Origin of the sequence: Klebsiella pasteurii (genome assembly GCF_018139045.1) — a bacterium.
GTDB classification, from domain to species: Bacteria; Pseudomonadota; Gammaproteobacteria; order Enterobacterales; family Enterobacteriaceae; genus Klebsiella; species Klebsiella grimontii.
Genome location: NZ_CP073236.1, coordinates 1427933 through 1451803, shown reverse-complemented (window position 1 = coordinate 1451803; position 23871 = coordinate 1427933). Strand labels below are relative to the sequence as shown.

26 protein-coding genes, 3 tRNA genes and 2 pseudogenes are annotated in these 23871 nt (G+C 54.2%); 9 read left to right on the top strand and 22 right to left on the bottom strand.

Annotated elements, in window-relative coordinates; translation table 11 throughout:
• Window positions 1-41 precede the first annotated feature (41 nt).
• The 9 genes and pseudogenes from KCG39_RS06885 to mdtK form a co-directional block, all read right to left on the bottom strand.
• Window positions 42-323, bottom strand: a pseudogene (locus KCG39_RS06885) (manganese catalase family protein); the annotation flags it as partial.
• Complete coding sequence (locus KCG39_RS28060) at window positions 313-432, bottom strand: manganese catalase family protein (RefSeq protein WP_075208535.1); 120 nt, start codon at window positions 430-432, stop codon at window positions 313-315. The gene KCG39_RS28060 and the pseudogene KCG39_RS06885, both read right to left, overlap by 11 nt.
• 19 nt (window positions 433-451) lie before the next feature.
• Window positions 452-958, bottom strand: coding sequence for a ferritin-like domain-containing protein (locus KCG39_RS06880; RefSeq protein WP_004119445.1), 507 nt, complete (start codon window positions 956-958; stop codon window positions 452-454).
• 32 nt (window positions 959-990) lie between these two features.
• The gene (locus tag KCG39_RS06875; RefSeq protein WP_004119447.1) at window positions 991-1488 is read right to left on the bottom strand and encodes a YciE/YciF ferroxidase family protein; all 498 of its coding nucleotides are present in this window, start codon (window positions 1486-1488) and stop codon (window positions 991-993) included.
• 89 nt (window positions 1489-1577) lie between these two features.
• Window positions 1578-1763 carry a con-10 family general stress protein gene (locus KCG39_RS06870; RefSeq protein ID WP_004136767.1) on the bottom strand — a complete coding sequence of 62 codons (186 nt, stop codon included), beginning with the start codon at window positions 1761-1763 and terminating at the stop codon, window positions 1578-1580.
• Window positions 1764-2205: 442 nt separating this feature from the next.
• Window positions 2206-2282 (bottom strand) — tRNA-Val (locus tag KCG39_RS06865).
• 4 nt (window positions 2283-2286) lie between these two features.
• Window positions 2287-2363, bottom strand: a tRNA-Val gene (locus KCG39_RS06860).
• Between the two features lie 4 nt (window positions 2364-2367).
• Window positions 2368-2444, bottom strand: a tRNA-Val gene (locus KCG39_RS06855).
• A 197-nt stretch (window positions 2445-2641) separates the two neighbouring features.
• Entirely contained in the window at window positions 2642-4015 is a 1374-nt protein-coding gene (gene mdtK, locus KCG39_RS06850) for an MdtK family multidrug efflux MATE transporter (protein WP_004119451.1), read from the bottom strand.
• 230 nt (window positions 4016-4245) lie between these two features.
• Between mdtK and KCG39_RS06845 the strand changes: the two genes are divergently transcribed.
• Window positions 4246-4887, top strand: a complete 642-nt coding sequence (locus tag KCG39_RS06845) for a riboflavin synthase (protein WP_004119454.1) — start codon at window positions 4246-4248, stop codon at window positions 4885-4887.
• A gap of 30 nt (window positions 4888-4917) precedes the next feature.
• On the opposite strand, the gene cfa is transcribed toward KCG39_RS06845, so the two are convergent.
• Window positions 4918-6069 (bottom strand): cyclopropane fatty acyl phospholipid synthase, encoded by a 1152-nt coding sequence (gene cfa, locus KCG39_RS06840; protein WP_004119456.1) that lies wholly within the window; start codon window positions 6067-6069, stop codon window positions 4918-4920.
• Between the two features lie 298 nt (window positions 6070-6367).
• The gene (gene punC / locus KCG39_RS06835; RefSeq protein WP_004119461.1) at window positions 6368-7552 is read right to left on the bottom strand and encodes a purine nucleoside transporter PunC; all 1185 of its coding nucleotides are present in this window, start codon (window positions 7550-7552) and stop codon (window positions 6368-6370) included.
• Between the two features lie 111 nt (window positions 7553-7663).
• On the opposite strand from punC, the gene punR reads away from it, so the two are divergent.
• The gene (punR, locus tag KCG39_RS06830) at window positions 7664-8575 is read left to right on the top strand and encodes a DNA-binding transcriptional activator PunR (RefSeq protein ID WP_004119464.1); all 912 of its coding nucleotides are present in this window, start codon (window positions 7664-7666) and stop codon (window positions 8573-8575) included.
• Window positions 8576-8593: 18 nt separating this feature from the next.
• Here punR and purR read toward each other — a convergent pair whose 3' ends face one another.
• A complete protein-coding gene (gene purR / locus KCG39_RS06825) occupies window positions 8594-9619 on the bottom strand; it encodes an HTH-type transcriptional repressor PurR (RefSeq protein ID WP_004119465.1) in 1026 nt (341 codons plus the stop codon).
• A gap of 296 nt (window positions 9620-9915) precedes the next feature.
• Here purR and cydH point away from each other — a divergent pair, with 296 nt between their 5' ends.
• Both cydH and KCG39_RS06815 read left to right on the top strand, forming a co-directional pair.
• Window positions 9916-10005, top strand: a complete 90-nt coding sequence (gene cydH, locus KCG39_RS06820) for a cytochrome bd-I oxidase subunit CydH (RefSeq protein WP_049082851.1) — start codon at window positions 9916-9918, stop codon at window positions 10003-10005.
• A gap of 164 nt (window positions 10006-10169) precedes the next feature.
• A complete protein-coding gene (locus KCG39_RS06815) occupies window positions 10170-11336 on the top strand; it encodes an MFS transporter (protein ID WP_139528801.1) in 1167 nt (388 codons plus the stop codon).
• A gap of 56 nt (window positions 11337-11392) precedes the next feature.
• On the opposite strand, the gene sodB is transcribed toward KCG39_RS06815, so the two are convergent.
• Both sodB and KCG39_RS06805 read right to left on the bottom strand, forming a co-directional pair.
• A complete protein-coding gene (gene sodB, locus KCG39_RS06810; protein WP_004119467.1) occupies window positions 11393-11974 on the bottom strand; it encodes a superoxide dismutase [Fe] in 582 nt (193 codons plus the stop codon).
• A 121-nt stretch (window positions 11975-12095) separates the two neighbouring features.
• Window positions 12096-12950 carry a C40 family peptidase gene (locus KCG39_RS06805; protein WP_142468146.1) on the bottom strand — a complete coding sequence of 285 codons (855 nt, stop codon included), beginning with the start codon at window positions 12948-12950 and terminating at the stop codon, window positions 12096-12098.
• A gap of 339 nt (window positions 12951-13289) precedes the next feature.
• On the opposite strand from KCG39_RS06805, the gene grxD reads away from it, so the two are divergent.
• On the top strand, window positions 13290-13637 hold the full coding sequence (grxD, locus tag KCG39_RS06800) for a monothiol glutaredoxin 4 (protein WP_004119469.1): 348 nt from the start codon (window positions 13290-13292) through the stop codon (window positions 13635-13637).
• 51 nt (window positions 13638-13688) lie between these two features.
• On the opposite strand, the gene rnt is transcribed toward grxD, so the two are convergent.
• From rnt to KCG39_RS06780, 4 genes are all read right to left on the bottom strand, one after another.
• Entirely contained in the window at window positions 13689-14333 is a 645-nt protein-coding gene (gene rnt / locus KCG39_RS06795) for a ribonuclease T (protein ID WP_004119470.1), read from the bottom strand.
• A gap of 106 nt (window positions 14334-14439) precedes the next feature.
• Complete coding sequence (gene gloA / locus KCG39_RS06790; RefSeq protein ID WP_004119471.1) at window positions 14440-14847, bottom strand: lactoylglutathione lyase; 408 nt, start codon at window positions 14845-14847, stop codon at window positions 14440-14442.
• Window positions 14848-14927: 80 nt separating this feature from the next.
• Window positions 14928-16025 carry an alkene reductase gene (gene nemA / locus KCG39_RS06785; RefSeq protein ID WP_087828204.1) on the bottom strand — a complete coding sequence of 366 codons (1098 nt, stop codon included), beginning with the start codon at window positions 16023-16025 and terminating at the stop codon, window positions 14928-14930.
• Between the two features lie 53 nt (window positions 16026-16078).
• Window positions 16079-16678 (bottom strand): TetR/AcrR family transcriptional regulator, encoded by a 600-nt coding sequence (locus KCG39_RS06780; protein ID WP_004119473.1) that lies wholly within the window; start codon window positions 16676-16678, stop codon window positions 16079-16081.
• Window positions 16679-16799: 121 nt separating this feature from the next.
• Between KCG39_RS06780 and KCG39_RS06775 the strand changes: the two genes are divergently transcribed.
• Genes KCG39_RS06775 through sodC form a run of 3 tightly spaced genes read left to right on the top strand, consistent with a single transcriptional unit; the run spans window position 16800 to window position 18586 of the window.
• Window positions 16800-17060: a DUF1289 domain-containing protein gene (locus KCG39_RS06775; protein ID WP_162140793.1), complete on the top strand. Its 261-nt coding sequence runs from the start codon at window positions 16800-16802 to the stop codon at window positions 17058-17060.
• 48 nt (window positions 17061-17108) lie between these two features.
• Complete coding sequence (locus KCG39_RS06770; protein ID WP_123829242.1) at window positions 17109-18005, top strand: aldo/keto reductase; 897 nt, start codon at window positions 17109-17111, stop codon at window positions 18003-18005.
• 59 nt (window positions 18006-18064) lie between these two features.
• On the top strand, window positions 18065-18586 hold the full coding sequence (sodC, locus tag KCG39_RS06765; protein WP_004119475.1) for a superoxide dismutase [Cu-Zn] SodC: 522 nt from the start codon (window positions 18065-18067) through the stop codon (window positions 18584-18586).
• Here sodC and KCG39_RS06760 read toward each other — a convergent pair.
• The 3 genes from KCG39_RS06760 to KCG39_RS06750 are packed head-to-tail and all read right to left on the bottom strand — an operon-like array spanning window position 18579 to window position 21746.
• Window positions 18579-20603 carry an FUSC family protein gene (locus KCG39_RS06760; protein ID WP_142468145.1) on the bottom strand — a complete coding sequence of 675 codons (2025 nt, stop codon included), beginning with the start codon at window positions 20601-20603 and terminating at the stop codon, window positions 18579-18581. The genes sodC and KCG39_RS06760 overlap by 8 nt on opposite strands.
• Window positions 20603-21499: an efflux RND transporter periplasmic adaptor subunit gene (locus KCG39_RS06755; RefSeq protein ID WP_004119479.1), complete on the bottom strand. Its 897-nt coding sequence runs from the start codon at window positions 21497-21499 to the stop codon at window positions 20603-20605. The genes KCG39_RS06760 and KCG39_RS06755 overlap by 1 nt, the downstream gene beginning before the upstream one ends.
• 10 nt (window positions 21500-21509) lie before the next feature.
• A complete protein-coding gene (locus KCG39_RS06750; protein ID WP_004119481.1) occupies window positions 21510-21746 on the bottom strand; it encodes a DUF1656 domain-containing protein in 237 nt (78 codons plus the stop codon).
• A gap of 171 nt (window positions 21747-21917) precedes the next feature.
• Between KCG39_RS06750 and slyA the strand changes: the two genes are divergently transcribed.
• Window positions 21918-22358, top strand: a complete 441-nt coding sequence (gene slyA, locus KCG39_RS06745) for a transcriptional regulator SlyA (protein ID WP_029669661.1) — start codon at window positions 21918-21920, stop codon at window positions 22356-22358.
• Between the two features lie 41 nt (window positions 22359-22399).
• Here slyA and KCG39_RS06740 read toward each other — a convergent pair.
• Window positions 22400-23751, bottom strand: a pseudogene (locus KCG39_RS06740) (MASE4 domain-containing protein).
• Between the last annotated feature and the right edge of the window lie 120 nt (window positions 23752-23871).

The window sequence follows — 23871 nt, the reverse complement described above, 5'->3', positions numbered from 1 at the left end:
AACCGAGCAGGGGGCAGTGATTAACAGCAGGTTATCGAGGATTAAGGCTTTTCCTTACCCTCGCCGAGCTCGGCGCCGGTAAGAGGATCGCCATCGGGGGCGGATTCGATCCGTTCCGCCATGGCTTTCACCAGAGCCTTCTGCTCGGCTGTTAGCCTGACGCTGACGCTCCCGTTTCCGCCGTCTACTGCAGGTGCAGGCTGCGGATCCGCGACATAATCGAAGTGCCGATCGCTATTCCAGCTCCCGCGTATGTCGTCTCCCTACGACATATTGTAGTAGGTGCTGGCGTATTCAGGGAGTGGCGGTAATTTACCCGGCGGCTAGCTCGCCCTGAGGGCCGCCGAATTGTTCCAGAAGGAGGTTCGCCAGTCCCGGATTTGGCTCCGCGACCCTTACGGTATACTGAAGTTGCTTAACGTGTCGGAACATAGGCTCTTATCCTTGTTGCTTATTTCTTAGCTTCAACGCCTTCGGCTTCAGATCGCAGAAGGAACTCCTCCGTTGTTTGCGGGATATGCTTCAGCAGCCAGTCGGCCATTGCCCGCTCCTCTGCAAGAATTGATTCGATGGCCGGGATCGATGCGACGTCGCCGGCTTTATTAGCAGCGGCAAGCAGGGAGGTATAACAGGCAATTTCAAACTGCTCAAAGACATAACCGCTAATTGACCCTTTAACAATTTCATCGGAAGGGAACATGCCGCCAATGGATTGCCCGAAGGCGGCCATTTTGCTCATTGAATCCTTCAGTACCGAACGCGATATATTATTACGGTCGAGAATTTCCTCCAGTACGGTAATTTGGCGTTTGGTTTCAGTTACGTGCTGTTGAATTCGACTGCGTAGGTCCGGGTAGTTATCGATGCGGCCCGCCATGGATTCCAGCATGGATTCTGCTTGCTTTTCCATTGCATGTGCATCGCGTAGCCAGTCGTGATAATGTTCAAGGTGATTCATAATCAACTCCTTAATATCGGGTTATTATCTGGCTATTTATTTTGTGCATCTTTATTAATATTGCCGACCGCCAGGTCAGTTAATTTAAGGTCGGTTGATTTCTCTTCTTCTAACGTTTCCGCTAAAAGCTTAACCGCTTTTTTATAACCCAGTTGTTCTGCTAAGGTGGCGAGAGTACCGTAGCTGGCAATTTCATAATGCTCAACCTTTTGCGCAGCGGCAATTAATGCAGCATCCCGCACTTCATTTTTCTCTGTGCTCTCGATGACTTCGTTAGCTTCTTCAATAAGCCCCTCCATCGCCACACATTTCATACGCTTAATTTTGATGGCAGGTTCTTGCTCGACAATTTGATCGATACGCTCAATCTGCCCCTGGGTCTCTTCAAGGTGGGCCTTGAAGGCGGCGCTGAGCTGTTCGCTTGACGCTGCCCTGGCCAATTTAGCCAGCCCGCGAGTTAATTGTTTTTCAGCGCTGTAAGTATCCGATAAAAGATGAATAAATACGTCTTCTATGCTTTTCATATTCATATGAAATACCTTTTACACAGGAGAATAACTGCGAGTCCGCAGACCCGCAGGATACTCTTTTATTTACAAGAGAACGAGGCGATTAATAATCAGGAATTATCAGATTTACGTCCGCCACCATGACTATTTTGTCCGCCTTTTTTACCGGCTTCAGATGCACGTTGCGGATCGTTTTTAAAGTTCCCACCGCTGTGCTGACCGCCTTTACGTCCAGCTTCAGATGCTTTATCACGGTCTTCAGCGAAATTACCGGAACCACCACGATGTTCTGCCATATTTTCATACCTCTGTTGATTTTATGTCAGGAAGATACGATTTGGATACGTATCCGTTGTCGTTCAGGAATTAAATTTAGCTGTTATTTACGAACAGTCAAACCGCTTGCTGGGGATATTTTTTTGAAATATTCTGAATTACATAACGGTAACCGTTTCGCTTGTTTTGAATGAATGTCAGCATAACGGGTTATGATCTAACGAAAGATTTTTATTAGCGAGAAGATATATCCAGAGCCGTTGCGTTAATAAACTCCTGACAGACCTGGCGCAGGACTTTACGTCACTTTACATAACCGTGGAGAATAACTTAACGGTTACTGAACGTTATTAGCAGATGAGTTGAGAAAAGTCAGAAAATAATGAGGTTACAGAAAGAGGGTGATTTTCGGATGTTTCAATGCGGGAGATAAAACAGGCACCATATCACGAGATTGTGAAATGGTGCGTCCGAGTGGACTCGAACCACCGACCCCCACCATGTCAAGGTGGTGCTCTAACCAACTGAGCTACGGACGCATTATGGTGCGTTTAATTGGACTCGAACCAACGACCCCCACCATGTCAAGGTGGTGCTCTAACCAACTGAGCTATAAACGCATTATGGTGCGTTCAATTGGACTCGAACCAACGACCCCCACCATGTCAAGGTGGTGCTCTAACCAACTGAGCTATGAACGCATGTTGCAGCAGCAACGGGGACGCATATTAGCGGGAGGGAGGGGTTGTGGCAAGAGGCAAACGTCACTTTTCTTCCAGTTTTCTCACGATCGCAGAAGTTTTATCCATATTGGTTATATTTTACTGATGCAAAAGAATATTTCTTCACCAGCACGAGAAAACGGCGCTGAATCAGCGCCGTGGGGTTTCGCCGCGGGCTAGCGCGCAGCGCGTTGTAAAATGATGCTGGAAGGCTGACGTTGCAGGAAACGCATACGCAGCATCATCATCACGGCGGCGGAGGTGAGACCAATAATAAATCCGCACCAGAAACCGGCGGGGCCCATGCGCGGCACGATCAGATCGGTCAGGGCCAGCAGGTAGCCGCTCGGCAGACCCAATACCCAGTAGGCGGTAAAGGTAATAAAGAAGATGGAACGCGTGTCTTTATAGCCGCGCAGGATCCCGCTGCCGATCACCTGAACGGAGTCGGAAATCTGGTAGATGGCCGCGAGCAGCATTAGCTGGGACGCCAGGGCCACGACCTCGGGATTGTCGTTATACAGCAGCGCAATTTGCTTACGCATCAGAATGGTGAACACCGCCGTGAAAACGGCCATGCACACCCCAACGCCGACGCCGGTTCTGGCTGAGGTCTGAGCCTCCAGCGTTGAACCCTGCCCGAGACGGAAGCCTACGCGAATCGTCACCGCTGCCGCTAGCGAGAGCGGTAAAACGAACATCAGCGAGCTGAAGTTAAGGGCAATCTGATGCCCGGCCACGTCAACGATCCCCAACGGCGAGACCAGCAGCGCCACGACGGCAAACAGCGTGACTTCGAAAAACAGCGCCAGCGCAATCGGCAGGCCTAGCTGCACCAGACGCTGAATGACGGCGAAATCCGGTTTGCTGAATCGCTCCTGGAGATGAATATCACGCATCGAACGCGCGCGGCGTACCCAGAACAGCATGCTGAAAAACATCACCCAGTAAACCGATGCCGTCGCTACGCCACAGCCAATCCCGCCAAGTTCCGGCATACCGAAGTGACCGTAGATAAAAATGTAGTTCACCGGAATGTTGACCAGCAGGCCGATAAATCCCATGACCATACCCGGCTTGGTTTTCGCCAGCCCTTCACATTGGTTACGGGCAACCTGAAAGAACAGATAGCCGGGCGCGCCCCACAGCAGCGCGCGCAGGTAGCCGACCGCTTTGTCCGCCATCGCCGGGTCGATGTTATGCATTGAGCTGATAATGTAACCGGCGTTCCACAGCACGACCATCACCAGGACGGAGACGAAGCCGGCCAGCCAGAATCCCTGGCGCACCTGGTGGGCGATACGATCACGACGGCCGGAACCATTCAACTGAGCAATAACGGGCGTCAGGGCCAGCAGCAGGCCGTGGCCAAAGAGGATCGCCGGTAGCCAGATGGAAGTGCCGATGGCAACGGCCGCCATATCGGTGGCGCTATAGCCGCCCGCCATCACGGTATCGACAAAGCCCATGGCGGTTTGGGCGACCTGAGCAAGAATAACGGGTATAGCCAGTGCTAATAACTGACGCGCTTCAATAAAATACTTCTGCACGTGAACACCTATATATTGTTGTTATTGGAGGACTAAAAAAGCCGCCATCAAGGGCAGCAAGAAGAAAAAGCAGAGGGATTTGCCAGACTATTGTAGCGAGGATTAGCCATTTAGCCAGTGAAAAAATTCCTCTGCACGTTGTGCGCTGGCAACCTGTTTTGCCAGCTGTTATTGTTCGTCATAGCCGAAAACGGTACTGATACCGTCACGAATTTATACAGGAGCAAAATATGTTTACCGGTATTGTGCAGGGGACCGCCAAAGTGGTGGCTATTGATGAAAAACCCAACTTTCGCACCCACGTTGTGGAGCTGCCTGAGCATATGCTCGCGGGGCTTGAAACAGGCGCTTCGGTAGCGCACAACGGCTGCTGCTTGACGGTCACCGATATCAATGGTCCGCGAGTAAGTTTTGATCTGATGAAAGAGACCTTGCGGATAACCAATCTGGGCGCGATCCGCGAGGGCGACAGCGTCAACGTTGAGCGCGCGGCCAAATTCAGCGATGAAATTGGCGGTCACCTGATGTCAGGTCATATTATGACCACCGCGGAGGTGGTGAAAATTCTGACCTCAGAAAATAATCGCCAGATTTGGTTTAAGGTTCAGGACCCGACGTTGATGAAATATATCCTCTACAAAGGATATATCGGCGTCGATGGGATTAGCCTCACCGTCGGTGAAGTGACGCCAACCCGGTTCTGCGTGCATTTAATTCCGGAAACGCTGCAGCGCACCACGCTTGGGGTGAAAAAGCTGGGCGATCGGGTGAATATTGAAATCGATCCGCAGACGCAGGCGGTCATTGATACTGTTGAGCGCGTGCTGGCGGCGAAAGAAGCAGAAGCGGCGCTGAAAACGGCGGCCGAATAATAAATTCCCCCGCCGAAGCGGGGGAAATTTTTAGCGGGCCACGCGCAGACCGTGTTCGGCTCCGCGAGAAAAAACCACCTGCCACAGCTGAATATCGCGCGCGCGGAAAGCGCCGGCGCAGGCATTCAGGTAATAGCTGAACATGCGTTTAAAGCGTTCTGAGTAGTTGTCGGCAATTTCCGGCCAGCTATTAAGGAAGCGCTCATACCAGGCCATAAGCGTGGTGTCGTAGTCGGCGCCGAAATTATGCCAGTCTTCCATAACAAAATGCGATTCGCTGGCTTCGGCAATATGGCGCACCGACGGCAAACAGCCGTTAGGGAAGATATATTTGTTGATCCAGGGGTCAACACTATGGTCGGTTTTTTTCGAGCCGATGGTATGGAGCAGGAAACGACCTTCGGGCTTCAGATTACGATCGACCACATCAAAATAGGTGGCGTAATTTTTAGGTCCGACGTGTTCGAACATGCCGACTGAAACAATACGGTCAAAGCTCTCGTGCAGGTCGCGATAGTCCTGGAGGAGGATGGTGACGTCGAGGTCAGCGCAGCGCTGCTGCGCCATTTTCTGCTGCTCCGCCGAAATGGTAACGCCCACCACGCTAACCTGGTAATTTTTGGCCATGTAGTAGGCCAACCCGCCCCAGCCGCAGCCGATATCCAGCACCCGCATGCCGGGCTCAAGCTCAAGTTTACGGCAGATGAGATCTAATTTGGCCTGCTGTGCGTCATCAAGAGTTTCCGCGTCTTTCCAGTACGCGCAGGAATACTGCATATAAGGGTCAAGCATGCGGCTGAACAGATCGTTACCTAAATCGTAATGCTCCTTGCCGACAATCCAGGACCGTTTTTTACTTTGCAGATTGAATAAGCGTGCGCTGGCGATACGCAAGGTATCTTTGAAATGATGGGGAAGCTGATTTTCCAGTCCGGCGCGTAAAACTTTATGGAAAAATATATCCAGCCGTTCACAATCCCACCAGCCGTCCATATAGCTTTCGCCTAGCCCCAGCGACCCCTCCTGCAAAACACGCTTAAAAAAGAGCGGGTTTTTAATCCGTAGATCGGAAGGGGCAGGACCATTAATTTCGATGCCCGCACGGCCTAATAATTCAGCTGCAATTCGGTACCAATCATCATTTGGTACACTGACTACTTCTTCTATACACGATGAACTCATAGCTTCTCCATCACGCCCAAGTGATCAGAACCTTAAAACAGCGTAGACGCTTTTTTGGCTTTGTGAGAAATCTCACGGATAATCCGTGAGGCTGCTATCCGACGTAGAACAGAGGAAGGGAGGTAACCCTTGCCGAAAGGCCTTCCATGGGGAAACGGGATGCATCCTGCTCCCGTTTAATCAATTAATCTTTCTATTTATGTGATGCCGGATCCAGTATAGGCCGCTAAAAACAGGCTTTCAACAAAAATATCTTAGCAAGCTAACTACTGAATTCTATAACTATCAGCAGAATAGCTTACGCATGTGACGATTCTGTTGCAGGATGCGCGGCTTTATACTGCATGCGGTAACCTATGCCGGCCAGCACGATGGAGACCAGCATCACGCTGGTGGTCGTTTGCAGCGGCGTGGCAATCAGCGTAGAAACCAGCAGGCTGGTCAGGAAACAGAGACCAAGCTGCAGAGTGTTTTGCAGCGCCGCAGCACGCCCGGTCGCCTGCGGGAATGGCTTCAGGGCCTGCGCGACGACGATCGGATAAATACCTCCGTTCACCACCGCCATGGCGCAGAACGGAATCATCAGCCCAATAAGCGTCGCGTTCTCCCGCAGGCCAACCAGCCAGGTGGCGGCGACGCTGACGGCAAAAATCGCCAGCAGCCAGGGAAGAATTTGCTGCCCCTGCCATTTTTGCAGCGCCGCGCGGCAGCCGTAACCGCCCACCAGAAACGCGATAGTCTGTGGAACATAGCTCAGGCCAATAACGGTCGGGCCGTAGCCCATTTCATGGAGAATAAACGGCGAGCCCGTGAGCCAGGCGAAAAAGCTGGCGGAACAGGCGGCGTAGATCAGCACGTTACCGCTATATTCCCGCGAGCGCAGCAGGGCGAGGAAGGTGAGCTTCTTCTGGGCGCTGACGATCGGTTTATTCGCCGGCTTCAGGCGCAGGGCCGGCAGCATCAGCAGTAGGGTAATGGCGAACAGAACGGCAAAAATTGCCTGCCATTCGAAGTGAACCAGCAGCCAGCTGCCAAGCAGCGGCGCCAGCGCCGGCGATAAACCAACCAGCGGCATAATGGCGGCGAAAATGCGGTTGGTTCTTTGCGCGGGGTAATAATCGGTTACCATCGCCTGCCAGGTCACCGCGGCGGCGCAAACCCCCAGAGCCTGGATAAAGCGCAGCGCCAGCATCAGGCCGGCATCGCGCACCCACAGCATCCCCAGGCAGCCGACAGCAAAGATAGCCAGGCCGCTCAGCAGCACCGGCTTACGGCCGTAGCGATCGGAAATGGGGCCCCAGAAGAGCTGCCCAAGCGCAAAGCCCGCCAGGAACAGGCTCAGGCTGGCGCTGACCGAGGCGGCGGAAGTATTCAGATCCTGTTGCATGGCGGCGAAAGCCGGAAGATACATATCGGTGGCCAGAAAGCCCAGTACGCTGAGGCCAGCCAGCCAGACTAAAAATCCTTTCCCAGGTTGTTGCATAACGTTCTCTTTTTATTGTGCAGGTACGATGGCGCAGAGTGTAGGGAGTGCATTAAGGCTTGTGAAACGCTAATATTTGTCAGATGAGTTCAAAAATTTTGTAGGCAGAAAATGTGGTCTGAATACTCGCTTGAGGTTGTCGATGCTGTCGCCCGCAACGGCAGCTTTAGCGCCGCCGCCCAGGAACTGCACCGCGTACCCTCGGCCGTCAGCTATACCGTACGTCAGCTGGAGGAGTGGCTGGCGGTGCCGCTGTTCGAACGCCGCCATCGGGATGTGGAATTAACGCCGGCCGGCGTCTGGTTTTTACAGGAAGGGCGATCTGTTATCAAAAAAATGCAGATCACCCGCCAGCAGTGCCAGCAGATCGCCAACGGCTGGCGCGGGCAGCTCTCTATCGCGGTTGATAACATCGTTAAACCCACGCGTATGCGGCAGATGATCGTTGATTTTTATCGCCATTTTGATGACGTCGAGCTGATCGTCTTTCAGGAAGTGTTCAACGGCGTCTGGGATGCGCTCGCCGACGGTCGCGTGGAGTTAGCCATCGGCGCGACGCGCTCAATTCCGGTAGGGGGACGCTACGCCTTCCGCGATATGGGGATGCTGAGCTGGGACTGCGTCGTTGCGAGCCACCATCCGCTGGCAAAAATGGCGGGGCCTTTGAGCGATGACGTGTTGCGCAACTGGCCGTCGCTGGTCAGAGAGGATACGTCACGCTCGCTGCCAAAGCGGACCACGTGGCTGCTCGATAACCAGAAGAGGGTCGTCGTGCCGGACTGGGATGCTTCTGAAACCTGCCTCTCCGCCGGACTGTGCGTCGGTATGGTGCCCGGGCATTTAGCGCGTCCGTGGCTGGATAGCGGTGAATGGACGGCGCTGGAGCTGGAGAACCCCTTCCCGGATGCCGCATGCTGCCTGACGTGGCAGCAAAGCGACGCTTCGCCGGCGCTGCTCTGGTTACTGGATTATCTTGGCGATAGCGAAACGCTAAACCGGGAGTGGCTGCGGGCGCCGGAATAACCGACGCCGCAAGCAGGGCTAACGGCGGTAATCGACAAACGGACCGTCGGCCACGGAACGGCGCTCGACCAGACGCGGATGGACTTCAATCGACTGCGAGACTTCACGCTTATTGACGATACGGTCCAGCAGCATATTAAAGGCCGCTTCGCCAAGAGAGTCTTTAGGCTGATGAATGGTGGTCAGCGCCGGGCTAAAGTAGCGAGCGTTGCGCACGTTATCATAACCGATCAGTGAAATATCCTGCGGCACGCGCAGGCCCATTTCATCAGCCGCGCAGATGGCGCCCATCGCCATAATATCCCCGCCGCAGAAGATGGCCGTTGGGCGAGGATGCTGGGCGAGAATTTGCTGCATGGCGCGGTAGCCGGATTCCGGCTCGAAATCACCCTGCACAATCCAGTTCTCCGGGACGTTAATCTGCGCCTCTTCCATCGCTTTCATAAAACCCGCCAGCCGGCCTGCGCCGGTGTTACGCTCCAGCGGGCCGGGGATCACGCCGATGTCGCGATGGCCGCGCTCAACCAGGTAGCGTCCGGCGATATAGCCGCCCTCGAAGGCGTTATCGACGACCGAGTCGGTGAAGTCGGCTTTTGCCTCGCCCCAGTCCATCACCACCATCGGGATATGGCGATACTCTTCCAGCATGCTTAACACCGATTCCGGATACTCAGAACACATCACCAGCAGGCCGTCTACGCGTTTCTGCGCCATCATTGACAGATAGGCGCGCTGTTTCTCCGGGTCGTTCCATGCGTTACCGAGGATCAGGGTGTAGCCCTTCTGGAAGCAGCTTTTCTCGACGGCTTCGATAATCTCAGCGAAATAGGCCGCTTCGCTGCTGGTCGCCAGCAGACCAATAGACTTGGTGTGATTGACCTTCAGGCTGCGGGCAACGGCGCTGGGGGAGTAATGCAGTTCTTTTATTGCCGCCCACACCGCATTGCGCGTCTCTTCCGCAACGAATCGGGTTTTGTTAATCACATGTGACACTGTTGTAGTGGAAACGTTTGCGCGCTTCGCTACATCTTTAATAGTTGCCATTACTTCTCACTCCAGACCTTGACCTGATCGTCTGTTTATCGGTACGTAAACGTTTGCCTGTACACACCCTGACGCCAAAATTGAGCATGGCATCACGTCGGGAAAACGACACAGAACGACAGGAAGGGGTCAATGGCCGATACGCTTTCAAATTAGCGTGGGATTTTGTCCGATCTTGGGGCAAAGGGGAAGAGCAAAAATGTGCATCACTCTAAATCTCGGAAGATTTTTACGCTATTCTGTGTAAAAATGAGCAAGCTCACTTTTCATGTGGGGATAATCAGGGGGAAAAATTGATGGATACAAATTTAAAGTTTTCGCTGACAACAACGATTATTGTTTTGGGTTTGATTGTTGCCGCAGGTTTGACCGCAGTACTGCACTAGTTCTGCGATAAGGGAGGGGCTGCTCTCCCTTTGCTCCACCTATTATTATCATTTTCGCAAAAATCTTTTGCCATTTCGTTCACTTTTGTTTTTCTGTGATTGATGTCATGCTTTTGACTTCTGATGAGATGCCGTCGCGGAAGGCGGCCTGATGGAGTCCCTGCATGAAAATCAACTTTCCCCTGCTCGCGCTGGCGATTGGTGCCTTTGGCATCGGCACGACCGAATTTTCCCCGATGGGGCTATTACCGGTAATCGCTAAAGGCGTGGACGTTTCGATTCCGGCGGCGGGAATGCTGATTAGCGCCTATGCCATCGGGGTAATGGTCGGCGCGCCGCTGATGACGCTGCTGCTCTCCCACCGCGCGCGCAGAAATGCGCTGATTTTCCTGATGGCGATTTTTACCCTTGGCAACGTGCTCTCTTCCATTGCGCCGGATTACACCACGCTGCTGCTGTCGCGGATCATTACCAGCCTTAACCACGGCGCTTTCTTTGGCTTGGGCTCGGTGGTGGCGGCAAGCGTAGTGCCAAAACATAAGCAGGCCAGCGCGGTGGCGACGATGTTTATGGGGCTGACGATCGCCAACATCGGCGGCGTACCCGCAGCAACCTGGCTGGGCGAAACCATCGGCTGGCGAATGTCGTTCCTTGCAACGGCGGGGCTGGGCGTGGTGGCGATAATCGGCCTGTGGTTTTCCTTACCGAAGGGCAGCGTCGGCGAGCGCCCAAACGTGAAGCAGGAGCTTTCGGTGCTGATGCGTCCGCAGGTGCTATCTGCGCTGCTGACTACCGTGCTGGGGGCAGGGGCGATGTTTACGCTCTATACCTATATTTCCCCGGTTCTGCATACCATTACCAACGCCTCTCCGCTGTTTGTCACCGCGATGCTGGTGCTGATCGGCGTGGGCTTTTCGCTGGGCAACTACCTTGGCGGTAAATTTGCTGACCGCTCCGTTTCCGGGACACTGAAGGGGTTTCTGCTGCTGCTGATGGTTATCATGCTGGCGATTCCGCTGCTGGCGCAATCGCAGGTGGGCGCCGCTATCAGTATGGTTGTCTGGGGCGCGGCGACTTTTGCGGTGGTGCCGCCTTTGCAGATGCGAGTGATGCGCGTGGCTCACGAAGCGCCGGGGCTGTCGTCGTCGGTCAATATCGGGGCTTTCAACCTTGGAAACGCGTTGGGAGCGGCGGCGGGAGGCGCGGTCATTAGCGGCGGCCTGGGCTATACGTTTGTCCCGGTGATGGGGGCGATTATCGCGGGCGTTGCGCTGCTGCTGGTGCTGTTCAGCGGTCGGACGCAGCCGGAAGAGGCGTTCGCTAACCGTTAAGATCGCGAGAAGTGAGATAAGAACCGCAGAAGCCGTATGGCTTCTGCGGTTTGCTTTTATGCTGCCAGGTTAGCGGCAACAAACTTCCAGTTTACCAGCGCCCAGAAGTGTTCCAGATAGTTCGGACGAGCGTTCCGGTAGTCGATGTAATAAGCGTGTTCCCAGACATCCACGGTCAGCAGCGGAGTGGCGTCGCTGGTCAGCGGCGTACCCGCGTTGCTGGTGGAGACAATGGCCAGGCTACCATCGGCGTTTTTCACCAGCCAGGTCCAGCCTGCGCCGAAGTTTTTTGCCGCCGCGTCGGTGAATTTGGCTTTGAAATCAGCGAAGCTGCCGAATGATTTAGCGATAGCCGCCGCCAGTTCGCCTTGCGGTTCGCCGCCAGCGTTTGGCGCGAGGCAGTTCCAGTAGAAGGTGTGGTTCCAGACCTGCGCGGCGTTGTTGAAGACGCCGCCATCGGAAGAACGCACGATCTCTTCCAGGGTTTTCCCTTCAAACGCGGTGCCTTTGATCAGGTTATTCAGGTTGGTGACGTAGGCCTGGTGGTGTTTACCGTAATGGTATTCCAGGGTTTCTGCGGAAATGTGCGGCGCCAGGGCGTCTTTTGCATATGGTAATGCAGGTAATTCGAACGACATTGCTACTCTCCTTTTTATAGTTTGTACGCGCAATAACCATGTATTGCGCAGGGTAATAGTAGCAAATTAAAAGATGTGGCAAAAGAGAGCGTTACCCTGCCGCTGAAGCGGCAAGGCATATTTAGCGAATGGTTTTCGGCGTCATAACGCGACGCGCGCCGACGTAGTGACGTACCCAGTAATCGTCGCTTAATGAGGTGATCTGAATATCGCGGCCGGTGCGCGGAGACTGGATAAATTTGCCGTTGCCCACGTAAACGCCGACGTGATCGGCAGTCCCGCGCCCGCGGGTACGGAAAAAGACGAGATCCCCGCTTTGTAGCTCACCGCGATCCACCGGACGGGCGTCGCGCAGGTGATACATCTCATTGGCGGTGCGTGGAATATGGATTTTAACCAGGTCTTTATAGGCATAATAGACCAGACCGCTACAATCAAACCCGGTGCGCGGGGAAGTACCGCCCCAGCGATAGGGTTTACCAATCTGATCCATCAGCTTTGACATCGCGGTGCTTTGCGCTTTTTGTACCCGCGCCTTATGCGCATCGGCGATAGTCAGCTGCGGCTCATCGGCGATGGGTTTGCAGCGAGTTTTATAGCCTTTACGCACCACGCACTTTTTCTGCACGCTCGCCGTTGCCATCTTGCTTTCTGCTATCGACCTTGTCGAGCTGGCGCACAGTTTTTTATAGCCTTTGCGCAGGACGCATTTTTTGGTGACGCTGGCGGTCTGGCGTGACGCGGCTGATTTGCTACGGCTGGCGGTTGACGTTTTCTTGCTGGGGGTTTTGGCGGTAGTTTTACTTTTGGAATTGACTACTTTTTTCTTACGCTCTGCGGTCGTGCCCTTGGCCGGATGCGCTTTTGGCGTGGCCGAAGCGTGCGTATGCCCGGAAGCATGCGCCAGCGGCGTCAGTGAAATAGATGTAAAAAGTAATGCACAGAGCGAAATCGCGATTTTGTTAAGACGCGCCACTGAGCACTCCCCTGATTAAATTACAGACATATACAGATGCCTGACGATGAATGACAAACCGCATCGATTCTAAAGCATAAAATCGTGGAGAGTTACTACTCTTTTGTATCTAAAGTCTCGTTTGGTTAACATTTGCAAAAAAATGCTTCCGTCAGCGCCTCCGGCGCATGAAAAGCACGCAACGCGTTGCCGCGTATAGCAATAAAATGATATTTTTGAGGCAACTTTGGCCTACAGAAGATAAAATGTGGCAAGTGAAAAAAATGTTATTATCGGTCCTGCGTTCAGGACGCTACAATGACAAATTACTGCCGTAGAGAAGTTTGAGGAAGCACGACAATGAGCACGACTTTAGAAAAAATCCAACATCAAATCGCTGAAAACCCGATCCTGCTGTACATGAAAGGGTCACCGAAACTGCCAAGCTGCGGTTTCTCCGCACAGGCCGTGCAGGCACTGTCCGCCTGTGGCGAACGTTTTGCCTACGTCGATATCCTGCAAAACCCGGACATCCGCGCAGAGCTGCCGAAATACGCTAACTGGCCAACCTTCCCGCAGCTGTGGGTGGACGGCGAGCTGGTCGGCGGCTGTGACATCGTGATTGAAATGTATCAGCGCGGCGAATTGCAGCAGCTGATTAAAGAAACGGCCGCTAAGTACAAAACTGACGAGCCGAAAGCGGAGTAATTCTGCTGCTAATAAAAAAGCGACTTCCGATGAAGTCGCTTTTTTTATCGTTTATTCTTCGGCCATCGGCAATGGCCAACCGCCGAGCCGCTTCCAGCGGTTGACGATTTCGCAGAACAGCTGGGCGGTTTGTTCGGTATCATATAGCGCGGAGTGCGCCTGGGTACCATCAAACGCCATTCCTGCGGCAATACAGGCTTTCGACAGCACCGTTTGACCCAGCGCCAGACCGCTCAGGGCCGCGGTATCGAAGGTGACGAACGGGTGGAACGGATTACGTTTCAGCCCCGCGCGCTCTGCCGCCGCCATGGTAAACCCGTGATCGAACGTGGCGTTATGCGCAACCATGATCGCGCGGCTGCAGTCGCTATCTTTCATCCCTTTACGGACCATTTTGAAAATCGCGTGCAGCGCATCGTATTCGCTTACCGCGCCGCGCTCGGGGTCGTTGGGGTTAATACCGTTAAAAGCCAGGGCTTCGGGCTGCAGGTTGGCGCCCTCAAAAGGTTCAACATGAAAATGCAGCGTTTCGTCCGGCATCAGCCAGCCTTCCTCATCCATTTTCAACGTAATAGCGGCGATCTCCAGCAGGGCGTCGGTTTTGGCATTAAACCCAGCGGTTTCAACATCGATTACCACAGGATAAAAACCGCGAAAACGGTCGCACAGACCATTAAGTTGAACGTTCTCGGACATCAGATTCTCTTAGCTGGAAAAAAGTAGCGCGCATTATGGCAAATTTTGCCGCGCCTTGCAGCAGGCGGGGGGATAAAACAGCGGGCACCGCGGGTGCCCGAGCAGATTAATTGCCGAGACCCTTACCGGCGTCTTTCTCTTCGATCAGTTCGATTTTATAACCATCCGGATCTTCGACGAAGGCGATGACGGTGGTACCGCCTTTGACCGGGCCGGCTTCACGCGTCACGTTGCCGCCGTTCTGGCGAATACGCTCGCAGGCTTCGGCCGCGTTTTCAACGCTCAGCGCGATATGGCCATAAGCGCTACCGAGATCGTACTTATCAACGCCCCAGTTGTAGGTCAGCTCAATCACGGCGGTATCGCTCTCTTCGCCGTAACCCACGAATGCCAGCGAGTATTTATACTCCGTGTTTTCGCTGGTGCGCAGCAGTTTCATGCCCAGTACGTTGGTGTAAAACTCAATCGAACGTTGCAGGTCGCCAACGCGCAGCATGGTGTGAAGTAAGCGCATAATGTCCCCTATGCAGTTTATGTTGATACAGCAGAGCTGTTGAGTATAGCGGCGATAACCCGCCGCTATCAATGGAGGGATTACAGGGTCGGGTAATCGGTATAGCCTTCCGCGCCGCCGCCGTAGAAGCTTTCCGGACGCTGTGGATTCAGCGCGGCCTTTTTCTGCAGGCGCGCGACCAGATCCGGGTTGGCAATGTAGTCGCGACCAAAGGCCACGGCATCGATGAGGCCTTTACCGATCAGATCGTTTGCCTTTTCGACCGTGTAGGCGCCAGCGCCGATAATGGCGCCGGGAAAACGGTCGCGTACTTTCTGACGGAACTCATCGCTATACGGCTGACCGCCGGCCCAGTCCGGCTCGGACATGTGCAGGTAAGCGATACCGCGTTTGGCCAGCTCTTCAATCAGATAGAGCGCATCGGCCTCTTCATTTGGACCATTATCGACGTTCTGGAAGCTGCCAATAGGCGAAACGCGAATACCGATACGGTCGGCGCTCCACTCTTTACTCGCCGCATCAACTACTTCCAGCACCAGGCGCGCGCGGTTTTCCACGCTGCCGCCATACTGGTCAGTACGGTGGTTGGAAGACGGGGAAAGGAACTGGTGCAGCAGGTAGCCGTGCGCGGAGTGCAGTTCGACAAGGTCAAAACCGGCATCGCGGGCGTTGCCTACCGCCTGACGGAAATCATCAACAATCCCCGGGATCTCATCGGTGTTGAGCGCGCGCGGCATTGAGGTGTCGACGCGAATAGCATGGCCGTTTTCATCGCGCAGCGAGGTACGGGTACCCGCGCTTATGGCCGACGGTGCCACCGGGGCGGCGCCGCCAGGCTGGATGCTGCTGTGCGAAATACGCCCGGTGTGCCACAGCTGTACGGCAATACGCCCGTTTTCGGCGTGTACGCCGGCGGTGATTTTTTTCCACGCTGCAATCTGTTCTGGGCTGTGCAGACCCGGTGCGCCCGCGTAGCCTTTAGCCTGAGCGGAAATCTGGGTGGCTTCGGAAATAATCAGGCCGGAGCTTGCGCGCTGACGGTAATATTCGCCCATTAACGGGGTAGGGATATCGCCCGGTTCAATGCTGCGCAGACGCGTCAGCGGAGCCATAAATACGCGGTTGGGTACGGTTACCGCACCCACTTTCAACGGGGTAAACAACTTTGATTCTGACATAATGACTCCTGAGTAGACCGGTCGTCTTGAAACTGATGAAATAAAAACGCCTGTTAAACGCCAGGCGCAGCAATAATATTTTTAGCGTGGGCAAGGGCGCTTTCCAGCGGCGTTGCGCTACGCGTAATCTTGGCCTGCAGATTCGCCCCCAGCCACAGGGAGTAGAGCACCTGGGAAAGGGTGAACGCGTCGCCGTCAAACTCAAGGCTGCCTTCCTGACGGCCTTTCTCCAGCGCATCGCCCAGCAGGATAATGATTTGGCTGGCGCCTTTATCCATCGCGGCGCGCATATCTTCCGACAGATCGCAGACCTCAGCCGACAGCTTCACCGTCAGACAGCCGCTAATAATGCCCTGCTGGCAAAATTGCGTCAGCGTATGCTGATAATAGGCCAAAAGTCGGTCGCGGTAATTTCCCTGACCGTGGTCAAAATGCTCCACCAGGCGCTGAAGGTATCCAGCGTAATGATGTTCGAGCAGCGCAACGCCAAAGGCTTCTTTTGAGCGAAAATAGTGATAGAAAGAGCCTTTTGGCACTTCCGCTGTTTTCAGTAGTTCACTCAGCCCCATGCCGGTAAATCCCCGATGCATGCAGAGCTGCTCGCCGGTGGCCAGGATATGTTCGCGTGTGTTGCATTCACTGTGCTTGTTCATAGCGCTTACTGTAATAGACCGATTGGTCTAATGCAAGTCATAATTAAAAATGCCGCCTGGCGCAGAGGGCGATGAACAAAATTTGCGTACGGCGAATGAAACGTCTTCAATAAAGAAAGAGATGAGCGGCAGGAGAGGCGAAGTGGCTGAACAACTGGAGTTCTTCCCGGTGCAAAGTCCGTGCCGGGGGATTTGTCAGTCTGATGAACGCGGCTACTGTCGGGGGTGTATGCGTAGCCGCGACGAGCGTTTCAACTGGCAGAAAATGAGCGATGCGCAAAAGCAGGATGTTTTGCGTTTGTGCCGACAGCGGCTACTGCGCAAATTACGCGCAGCTAAGCAGGATAGTGCGGAAGAACCGCAGCAACCCTCACTGTTTTGAGCCTAAAATTGCGTATACTCAGGGCACATTTTTGTTGAGGAAGCTGTTATGGTTCAGCGTATTGCTATGGCTCCGCAGGGGCCGGAATTTTCTCGTTTTGTGATGGGTTACTGGCGTTTGATGGACTGGAATATGTCCGCTAAAGCGCTGGTGAGCTTTATTGAGCAACACCTGGATCTGGGCGTCAGCACTATCGATCACGCCGATATTTATGGCGACTATCGCTGCGAGGCGGCGTTTGGCGACGCGCTAAAGCTGGCCCCGCATCTGCGCAGCCGGATGGAAATCGTCACCAAATGCGGGATAGCCACTAAAGCGCGGGCGGAAAACACCATCGGCCACTATATTACCGACCGTGACCATATCGTTCTCAGCGCCGAACAGTCGCTGCGTAATCTGGCAACCGACCATCTTGATCTGCTGCTGATCCATCGTCCAGACCCGCTGATGGATGCGGATGAAGTGGCGGAAGCCTTCCTGGCCCTTCACCATAGCGGCAAAGTTCGTCACTTCGGCGTATCGAACTTTACCCCCGCCCAGTTTACCCTGCTGCAGTCGCGCCTGCCATTTACCCTGGCGACCAACCAGGTGGAAATTTCTCCGGTCCATCAGCCGCTGCTGCTTGACGGTACGCTGGATCAGCTTCAGCAACTGCGTATTCGCCCGATGGCATGGTCCTGCCTCGGCGGCGGTCGTTTGTTTAACGACGACAGCTTCCAGCCGCTGCGCGATGAGCTGGCGCGCGTTGCTCAGGAGCTGAATGCGGAGAGCATTGAGCAGGTGGTGTACGCCTGGATCCTGCGGCTGCCATCGCAGCCGTTACCGATCATCGGCTCAGGCAAAATCGAGCGCGTGGGATCCGCGGTGGTTGCTGAAAGGCTAAACATGAGCCGCCAGCAGTGGTTCCGCATTCGTAAAGCGGCGCTAGGCTACGACGTACCGTAAACACCGACACCTCAGCGATGGCCTACACTTAATAGCGATAGAGCCATTAAGGAGGTGTTATGCAACGATGTATTCTCGCCATACTTACCCTGGCCGCGTGCGCAGGCGCGCAGGCGGCCAGTGAAAGCGTCGATATCAATCTTGTTACCAGCCAAAGTGTCGGTCAGGCTATCGGTAGCGTTAAAATCAGCGAAACCGCGAAAGGACTGGAGTTTACGCCGGATCTGAAGGCGCTGCCTCCCGGCGAGCACGGCTTCCATATTCACGCCAACGGTAGCTGCCAGCCCGCGATTAAAGAGGGCAAAGCCGTCGCCGCTGGCGCAGCCGGTGGGCACTACGATCCGCAAAAAACAGGAAAGCATGAGGGGCCTGACGGCGCGGGGCATCTCGGCGATCTGCCATTCCTGGTGGTCAATAACGACGGTAAAGCCACCCAGCCGGTGGTGGCGCCGCGTTTAAAAACGCTGGATGAGGTGAAAGGCAAGGCGCTGATGATTCACGTGGGGGGCGATAATATGTCCGATAGCCCGCAGCCCCTTGGAGGCGGCGGCGAGCGGTTCGCCTGCGGCGTGATTAAGTAGTTCTTTCCGTTAGCGTTCCGGCAATAGGCGCCTGCTCCAGCTGGGAGAGCGCGCACCACAGCCGCCAGATTACCGCCGCCAGCTCTTTGGCCGCCGGCTGGTGGTGGTGGTTAAGCGCGTCGCAGATGCGCTGCAGCTCCTGGAGCGTAGAGGCGAGCGGACGCTGCTGTACCCCGCGCTCGCTCATCACATCCCGCAGCAGGCTGATACATAAATCACGCACCTGCGACAGCGGGTCGGAGCGGGTTTCCCATTCGCGTAGCTGCCACACCACGTGCGAACAGTTGAGCAACACCACGCCCCAGCGCAGCAGCCAGCGGCGCGCCAGCGCATCCTGGCTATTGCTGAGCTGGCTAATATGGTGGTAAACCAGCGATTCAAATTCGTGCTCGCTGTGCTGCGGGCGGCGGCTGAGCTGGTCGACAAAGTGACGCCGTAACGCACGGATATGGCGGCGGCTTTTACGCGCGTCCGAACCTGGGCTGATAATGGCAAAAGCCAGCCAGGCGAGGCCTACGCCAATGATTTTTCCCAGATTATCGTTAAGAAACGATGCGTAATCGTAGACCGGCGGGTTGGTGACCGAAATAAACGACCCCATAAAGACAATCAGCTGACCCCACAGTCCGGCGAGCTTAGGCATCTGTAGCTTCAGCAGTTGCATGGTCGTCAGCAGGGGAAACAGGAACAGCAGAAACTGCCATAAATCGGTGATCTGCACCATCAGGCCAAACTTTACCCCAAAGCTAAAGAGCGAAAGCAGGATCAGGGTGCGCATCAACAGCGTTAAGGACTTAAACGGTGAAGGAGAGACCGAATAGAGGACGCAGCAGATAGCCGCCAGGGTCAGGGCCGCGGCGCAGGCCTGCCACTGGGTGCTAATTCCCCATGCGCCGACCATTACCAGCGCGCAGAAAGTGCGAACGCCGTTCCACAAGGCTTCGGCCTGGTCGGTATGGCGGGCCAGCGCTGGCGCAGAAGGCACGTTAAATTCAGTCACCGCGGTGGCGTTTTCGATGCGCATGAGCCAGCGGCTGCTCACCAGGTAGAGACGACAAAAGTAGCGCAGACGCTTCCAGAAGGCGATATGCCGGTAATCAGCGTCCGCGGGCGGCGCCAGTGGGGCGATGATGCGGGCGACGCTCAAGGCATCGGCGTTTGTATGCGCTAATTCGTTAAGCAGTGACTCGAGGATATCGCGGGTGCGGGCGGGGGCGGTGGGCCAGTTAAGCAGCATCCGCCGCAGGCTCGAAATCACGCTGGTCATTCGCAGTTGCTGATGCAGCAGATAGTTCAGCAGCGGGTTTTGCCGGCGAAAGCGATAGTGGCTCCAGAAGGCCTGGATACGCAGCAAATTCATGGTCAGAATTTGCCCAATTACGCTCTCGTGAGCGGTGCGGATCGCATCGGTGGTTTCCGGCACCCACAGCAGGCTGGCGTGTTCCAGCAGGCGCGCGTGCATGTTTTTCAGCGCCGTCAGCAGCGTAGCGCCATCGGACGTGCTCGGTAGAATCATCATCATCAGCCCACCGCACAATATACCGACGATAACCTCACAGACGCGCGACTGGGCGATGGTCCACAGTTCGTTGGCGTCAGTGATATTGATAACCGGAAAAGCGATGATCGCGCAGGTATAGCCCGCGAGCTGGAAGGCGTAGGCGACATTATTGGTGAACATCGCGCAGGCCCAGGTACAGAGGGCTATCCACGCTGAAATGCTGAAGAGAAACAGCCACGGATCGTTGAGCGTGTGCCCGGCCAGCAGCAGTGCCGCGCAGGCGCCGAGCAGACTGCCGGCAATACGCCCGAAGCTTTTGCTAATCACGCCGCCGACGGTGGGAAAGCTGACTACCGCGGCGGAGGTCATTGCCCAGTAGGGTTCGTCAAGATTCAGCCAGTAGGCGACGCTCAGCGCCAGGCACATGGCAATCCCGTTGCGCAGGGCATAGCGCCACTGCGGACGGCTGGCCTTAATCCACGGGAGCGCGCGCCACGACAGGGCCTGTAGCTTCATTACTGCGCGCCGATGGCAACGGTACAAGTGGTACCGGAGACCAGAGTGGTATCCGGCGGCAAATGGTCAAACTCGATGCGTACCGGGACACGTTGGGCAAGGCGGACCCAGGGAATATTCGGTTTAATATTGGCCACCAGCCCGCCGCTGCTCTCCACGCTCTGGTCGACTATCGCGCGTCCGATGCTGCTAACGTGACCCTGTAACTTTTGCTTGCTGCTATAAAGAATAATCTGCGCGCTATCGCCGGGACGAATATGACGCAGTTTGGTTTCTTCAAAATAACCCACCACGTAGAAGGAGTGGCTGTCGACGAGGGCGAAAACCGGGTGGCCAACGGTGGCGTAGTCGCCAACGCGGGTCGAGAGATTGGTGACCCAACCGTCAACCGGCGCTTTGATTTCCGTCTGCGTGAGCTGCCATTGGGCGTGATCGAGCGTGGCCTGCGCCACGCCAACCACCGCCTTAGCGGCTTCGAGGTTGGTCGTCGCAGTATTCAGCGCGGTATTGGCGTTTTCTAAATCTTCTGCCGAGATGAAATTCTGGGAAAGATGACGCCGGCGGTTAGCATCGCTGGCGGCTTTTTTCTGTTCCGCCTGCGCGCGGGCGACTTCTGCTTTGGCTTTAGCGAGCTGCGCGCGGGCGTTGAGCAGGGCAATTTTATAGGGCGTGTCGTCGATTCTGAACAGCACGTCTCCGGCCTTCACCAGCTGGTTATCGCGCACGTTTAGCTGCAGGATACTGCCGGAAACCTGCGGCGTGACGCCAACCTGTTCGGCGCGCACCTTGCCGTCGCGGGTCCATGGGGATTGCGTGTAGTAATTCCAGACCAGCCAGGCGGCAATAATGGCCAGTGCGGCAACCAGCAGCGTGGATAAGTATTTTAGTTTTTTCATGGAATGAACATTACCAGATAGTCAGTAAAACCAGCGCCAAACAGACGGAGAGCGCAAAGAAGGAGAGGTCCATTAACAGGGGATGCCAGATCTCGCCTGCGTACATCCAGTCCCGCAGCTGGCGATGGACTATCAGCCAGATAAAAAAGCCCAGCAGAACCGCTTTAAAGACAGGAGGGAAATAGACAGAAGCGCCGAACACCAGGTCCTGGAGCGACAATCCGGCAGTGTTAAGACTCAGTTTCACAAGCAAAAATCCTTTGCCGTTGCAGGAAGAATGTTCAGGTGATGCGATTATTCACATTGTAAATCATTGTTCTGATTCTAGTGAATCAGGTAATTCATTTGTTTTGGTAATTTAAATGCTGCACACTATTCTAAAATCAGTATAATAACTTAGCAAGCTAATTATAAGGAGATGAAATTGGAATCGCCACTTGGTTCTGATCTGGCACGTTTGGTACGCGTCTGGCGCGCGCTAATCGACCATCGCCTGAAACCTCTGGAGTTAACGCAGACGCACTGGGTCACGCTGCATAACATTCACCAGCTGCCGCCTGAACAGTCGCAGATTCAGTTGGCGAAGGCCATTGGTATTGAGCAGCCGTCGCTGGTTCGCACGCTCGACCAGTTGGAGGAAAAAGGGCTTATTTCTCGCCAGACCTGTGCAAACGATCGGCGGGCAAAACGTATCAAGCTTACGGAAAAGGCCGAGCCTCTGATCAATGAAATGGAAGAGGTTATTGGCAAAACGCGTGATGAGATTCTGGCTGGCGTTTCCAGGGAAGAAGTGGAAACGTTGCTTAATTTAATTCGTAAACTTGAACACAACATCCTCGATCTCCAGGCAAAAGATTGACTTTAACGGGGCCTTGAAAGACTCAAGGCCTCTTTTTTAATCTATTCATGCCAGACCAGTACGCGGTTACGCCCGCTGTTTTTCGCTTTGTACATCGCGGTATCTGCGCGCTTAACGCACTCTTCAGCCGAAACACGCGTATCCAGCGTCGTGAAAACCCCCATACTGATAGTCATTCTTTCGGGTAATCCTTCCTGCTTCTCGCTGACGGAGAGGCGGATGCGTTCGGCGATAGCCAGTGCTTCCTTTGCGCCGATATTGACCAGCAGTAGGGCAAACTCTTCCCCGCCGATACGCGCGGCAGCGTCGTCCTGGCGCACGTTGTTCTGCAACACGCTGGCAGCAAATTGAATTACCTTATCGCCCTGCACGTGACCGTAGGTGTCGTTGATGCGCTTGAAGCGATCGAGGTCGCAGACGATCACCGACAGCGGTTGTGAAGCGGAAACCTTCGACAATCGTTGATTCAGGGTTTCATAGAAATAGCTGCGGTTATACAGTCGGGTCAGGGGATCGCGAATCGAGTTTTGATAAGAGCGAATGTATCTGTCGTTTGATTGACGATAGAGCATAAAAACATCGCACAGCAGAACTAAAATCAGAAACAGGGTGCTAAGCGTTTCAAAGAATCGCGCCTGGCTCCAGGCGTGACTGCTGTCACCAGCCGTTGCGAGCAGAACCATTAACGTAAATATATAGGCGGTACAAAAAAAGGCCCCGCTGTACCAGAATATATTACGCAATTGGGTCAGGCTAATCAGTAAAATCAGCGTTACAGACCGTATGATAATTAATAACCAGCCAATACGATTATGCCACAGTGGCGTAAAAGTGTAGGTCAGATTATCAAGGAATTCAATACTAAAAAGCGGGGGAATTGCTGGAATGAATCCACGATAATATAAGCACTGCGGTAATAAAAATAAAGCAACCTGTCAGTACCGTACGGTTAATTTTACCTGAGCTAAGGGTGAGGTTGCGAAAACGGTATAATACAATCGATGTTATAAATAAAATGGCCATCATTACGTTGCGGAAAAAATAAAAAATCAGCGCGTCATTTTGGTTAATGGCGCGACCCTGTCCGCAAATCAACCAGTCGGGATAGCTGCCTATCGTTCCCAGCATCAGCATAGCCGAGCAGGCAAAGGCGAAGGTAATCGGAATCAGGTACAGTCGTTTTTTATCGCACAGATATTTCATTGCCATAAAACAGGCAATCATAATATGAAAAGTCATCAACGAAATCGTCAGCACGAAAAAGCATGGATGATATTGTAGGTATACGATGAATTAACGAGTCGCTGAGATAATTAAGCGTGGTAAACGCAAGGGTACACGCGGCAGCGTAAAGAAATATCCGTTGGGGTAAGCTTTTTATATTAGCGTGCATAGTCAATATCCCTGAAAAATGCGAGGGTAAACGACGAAGGTATCGTAAATGATTTAAGTAAGACTCATTGAAGATTACTTGATGGCAGCAGGAAAAATATTGCGCGGGCGCAAAGAGTGG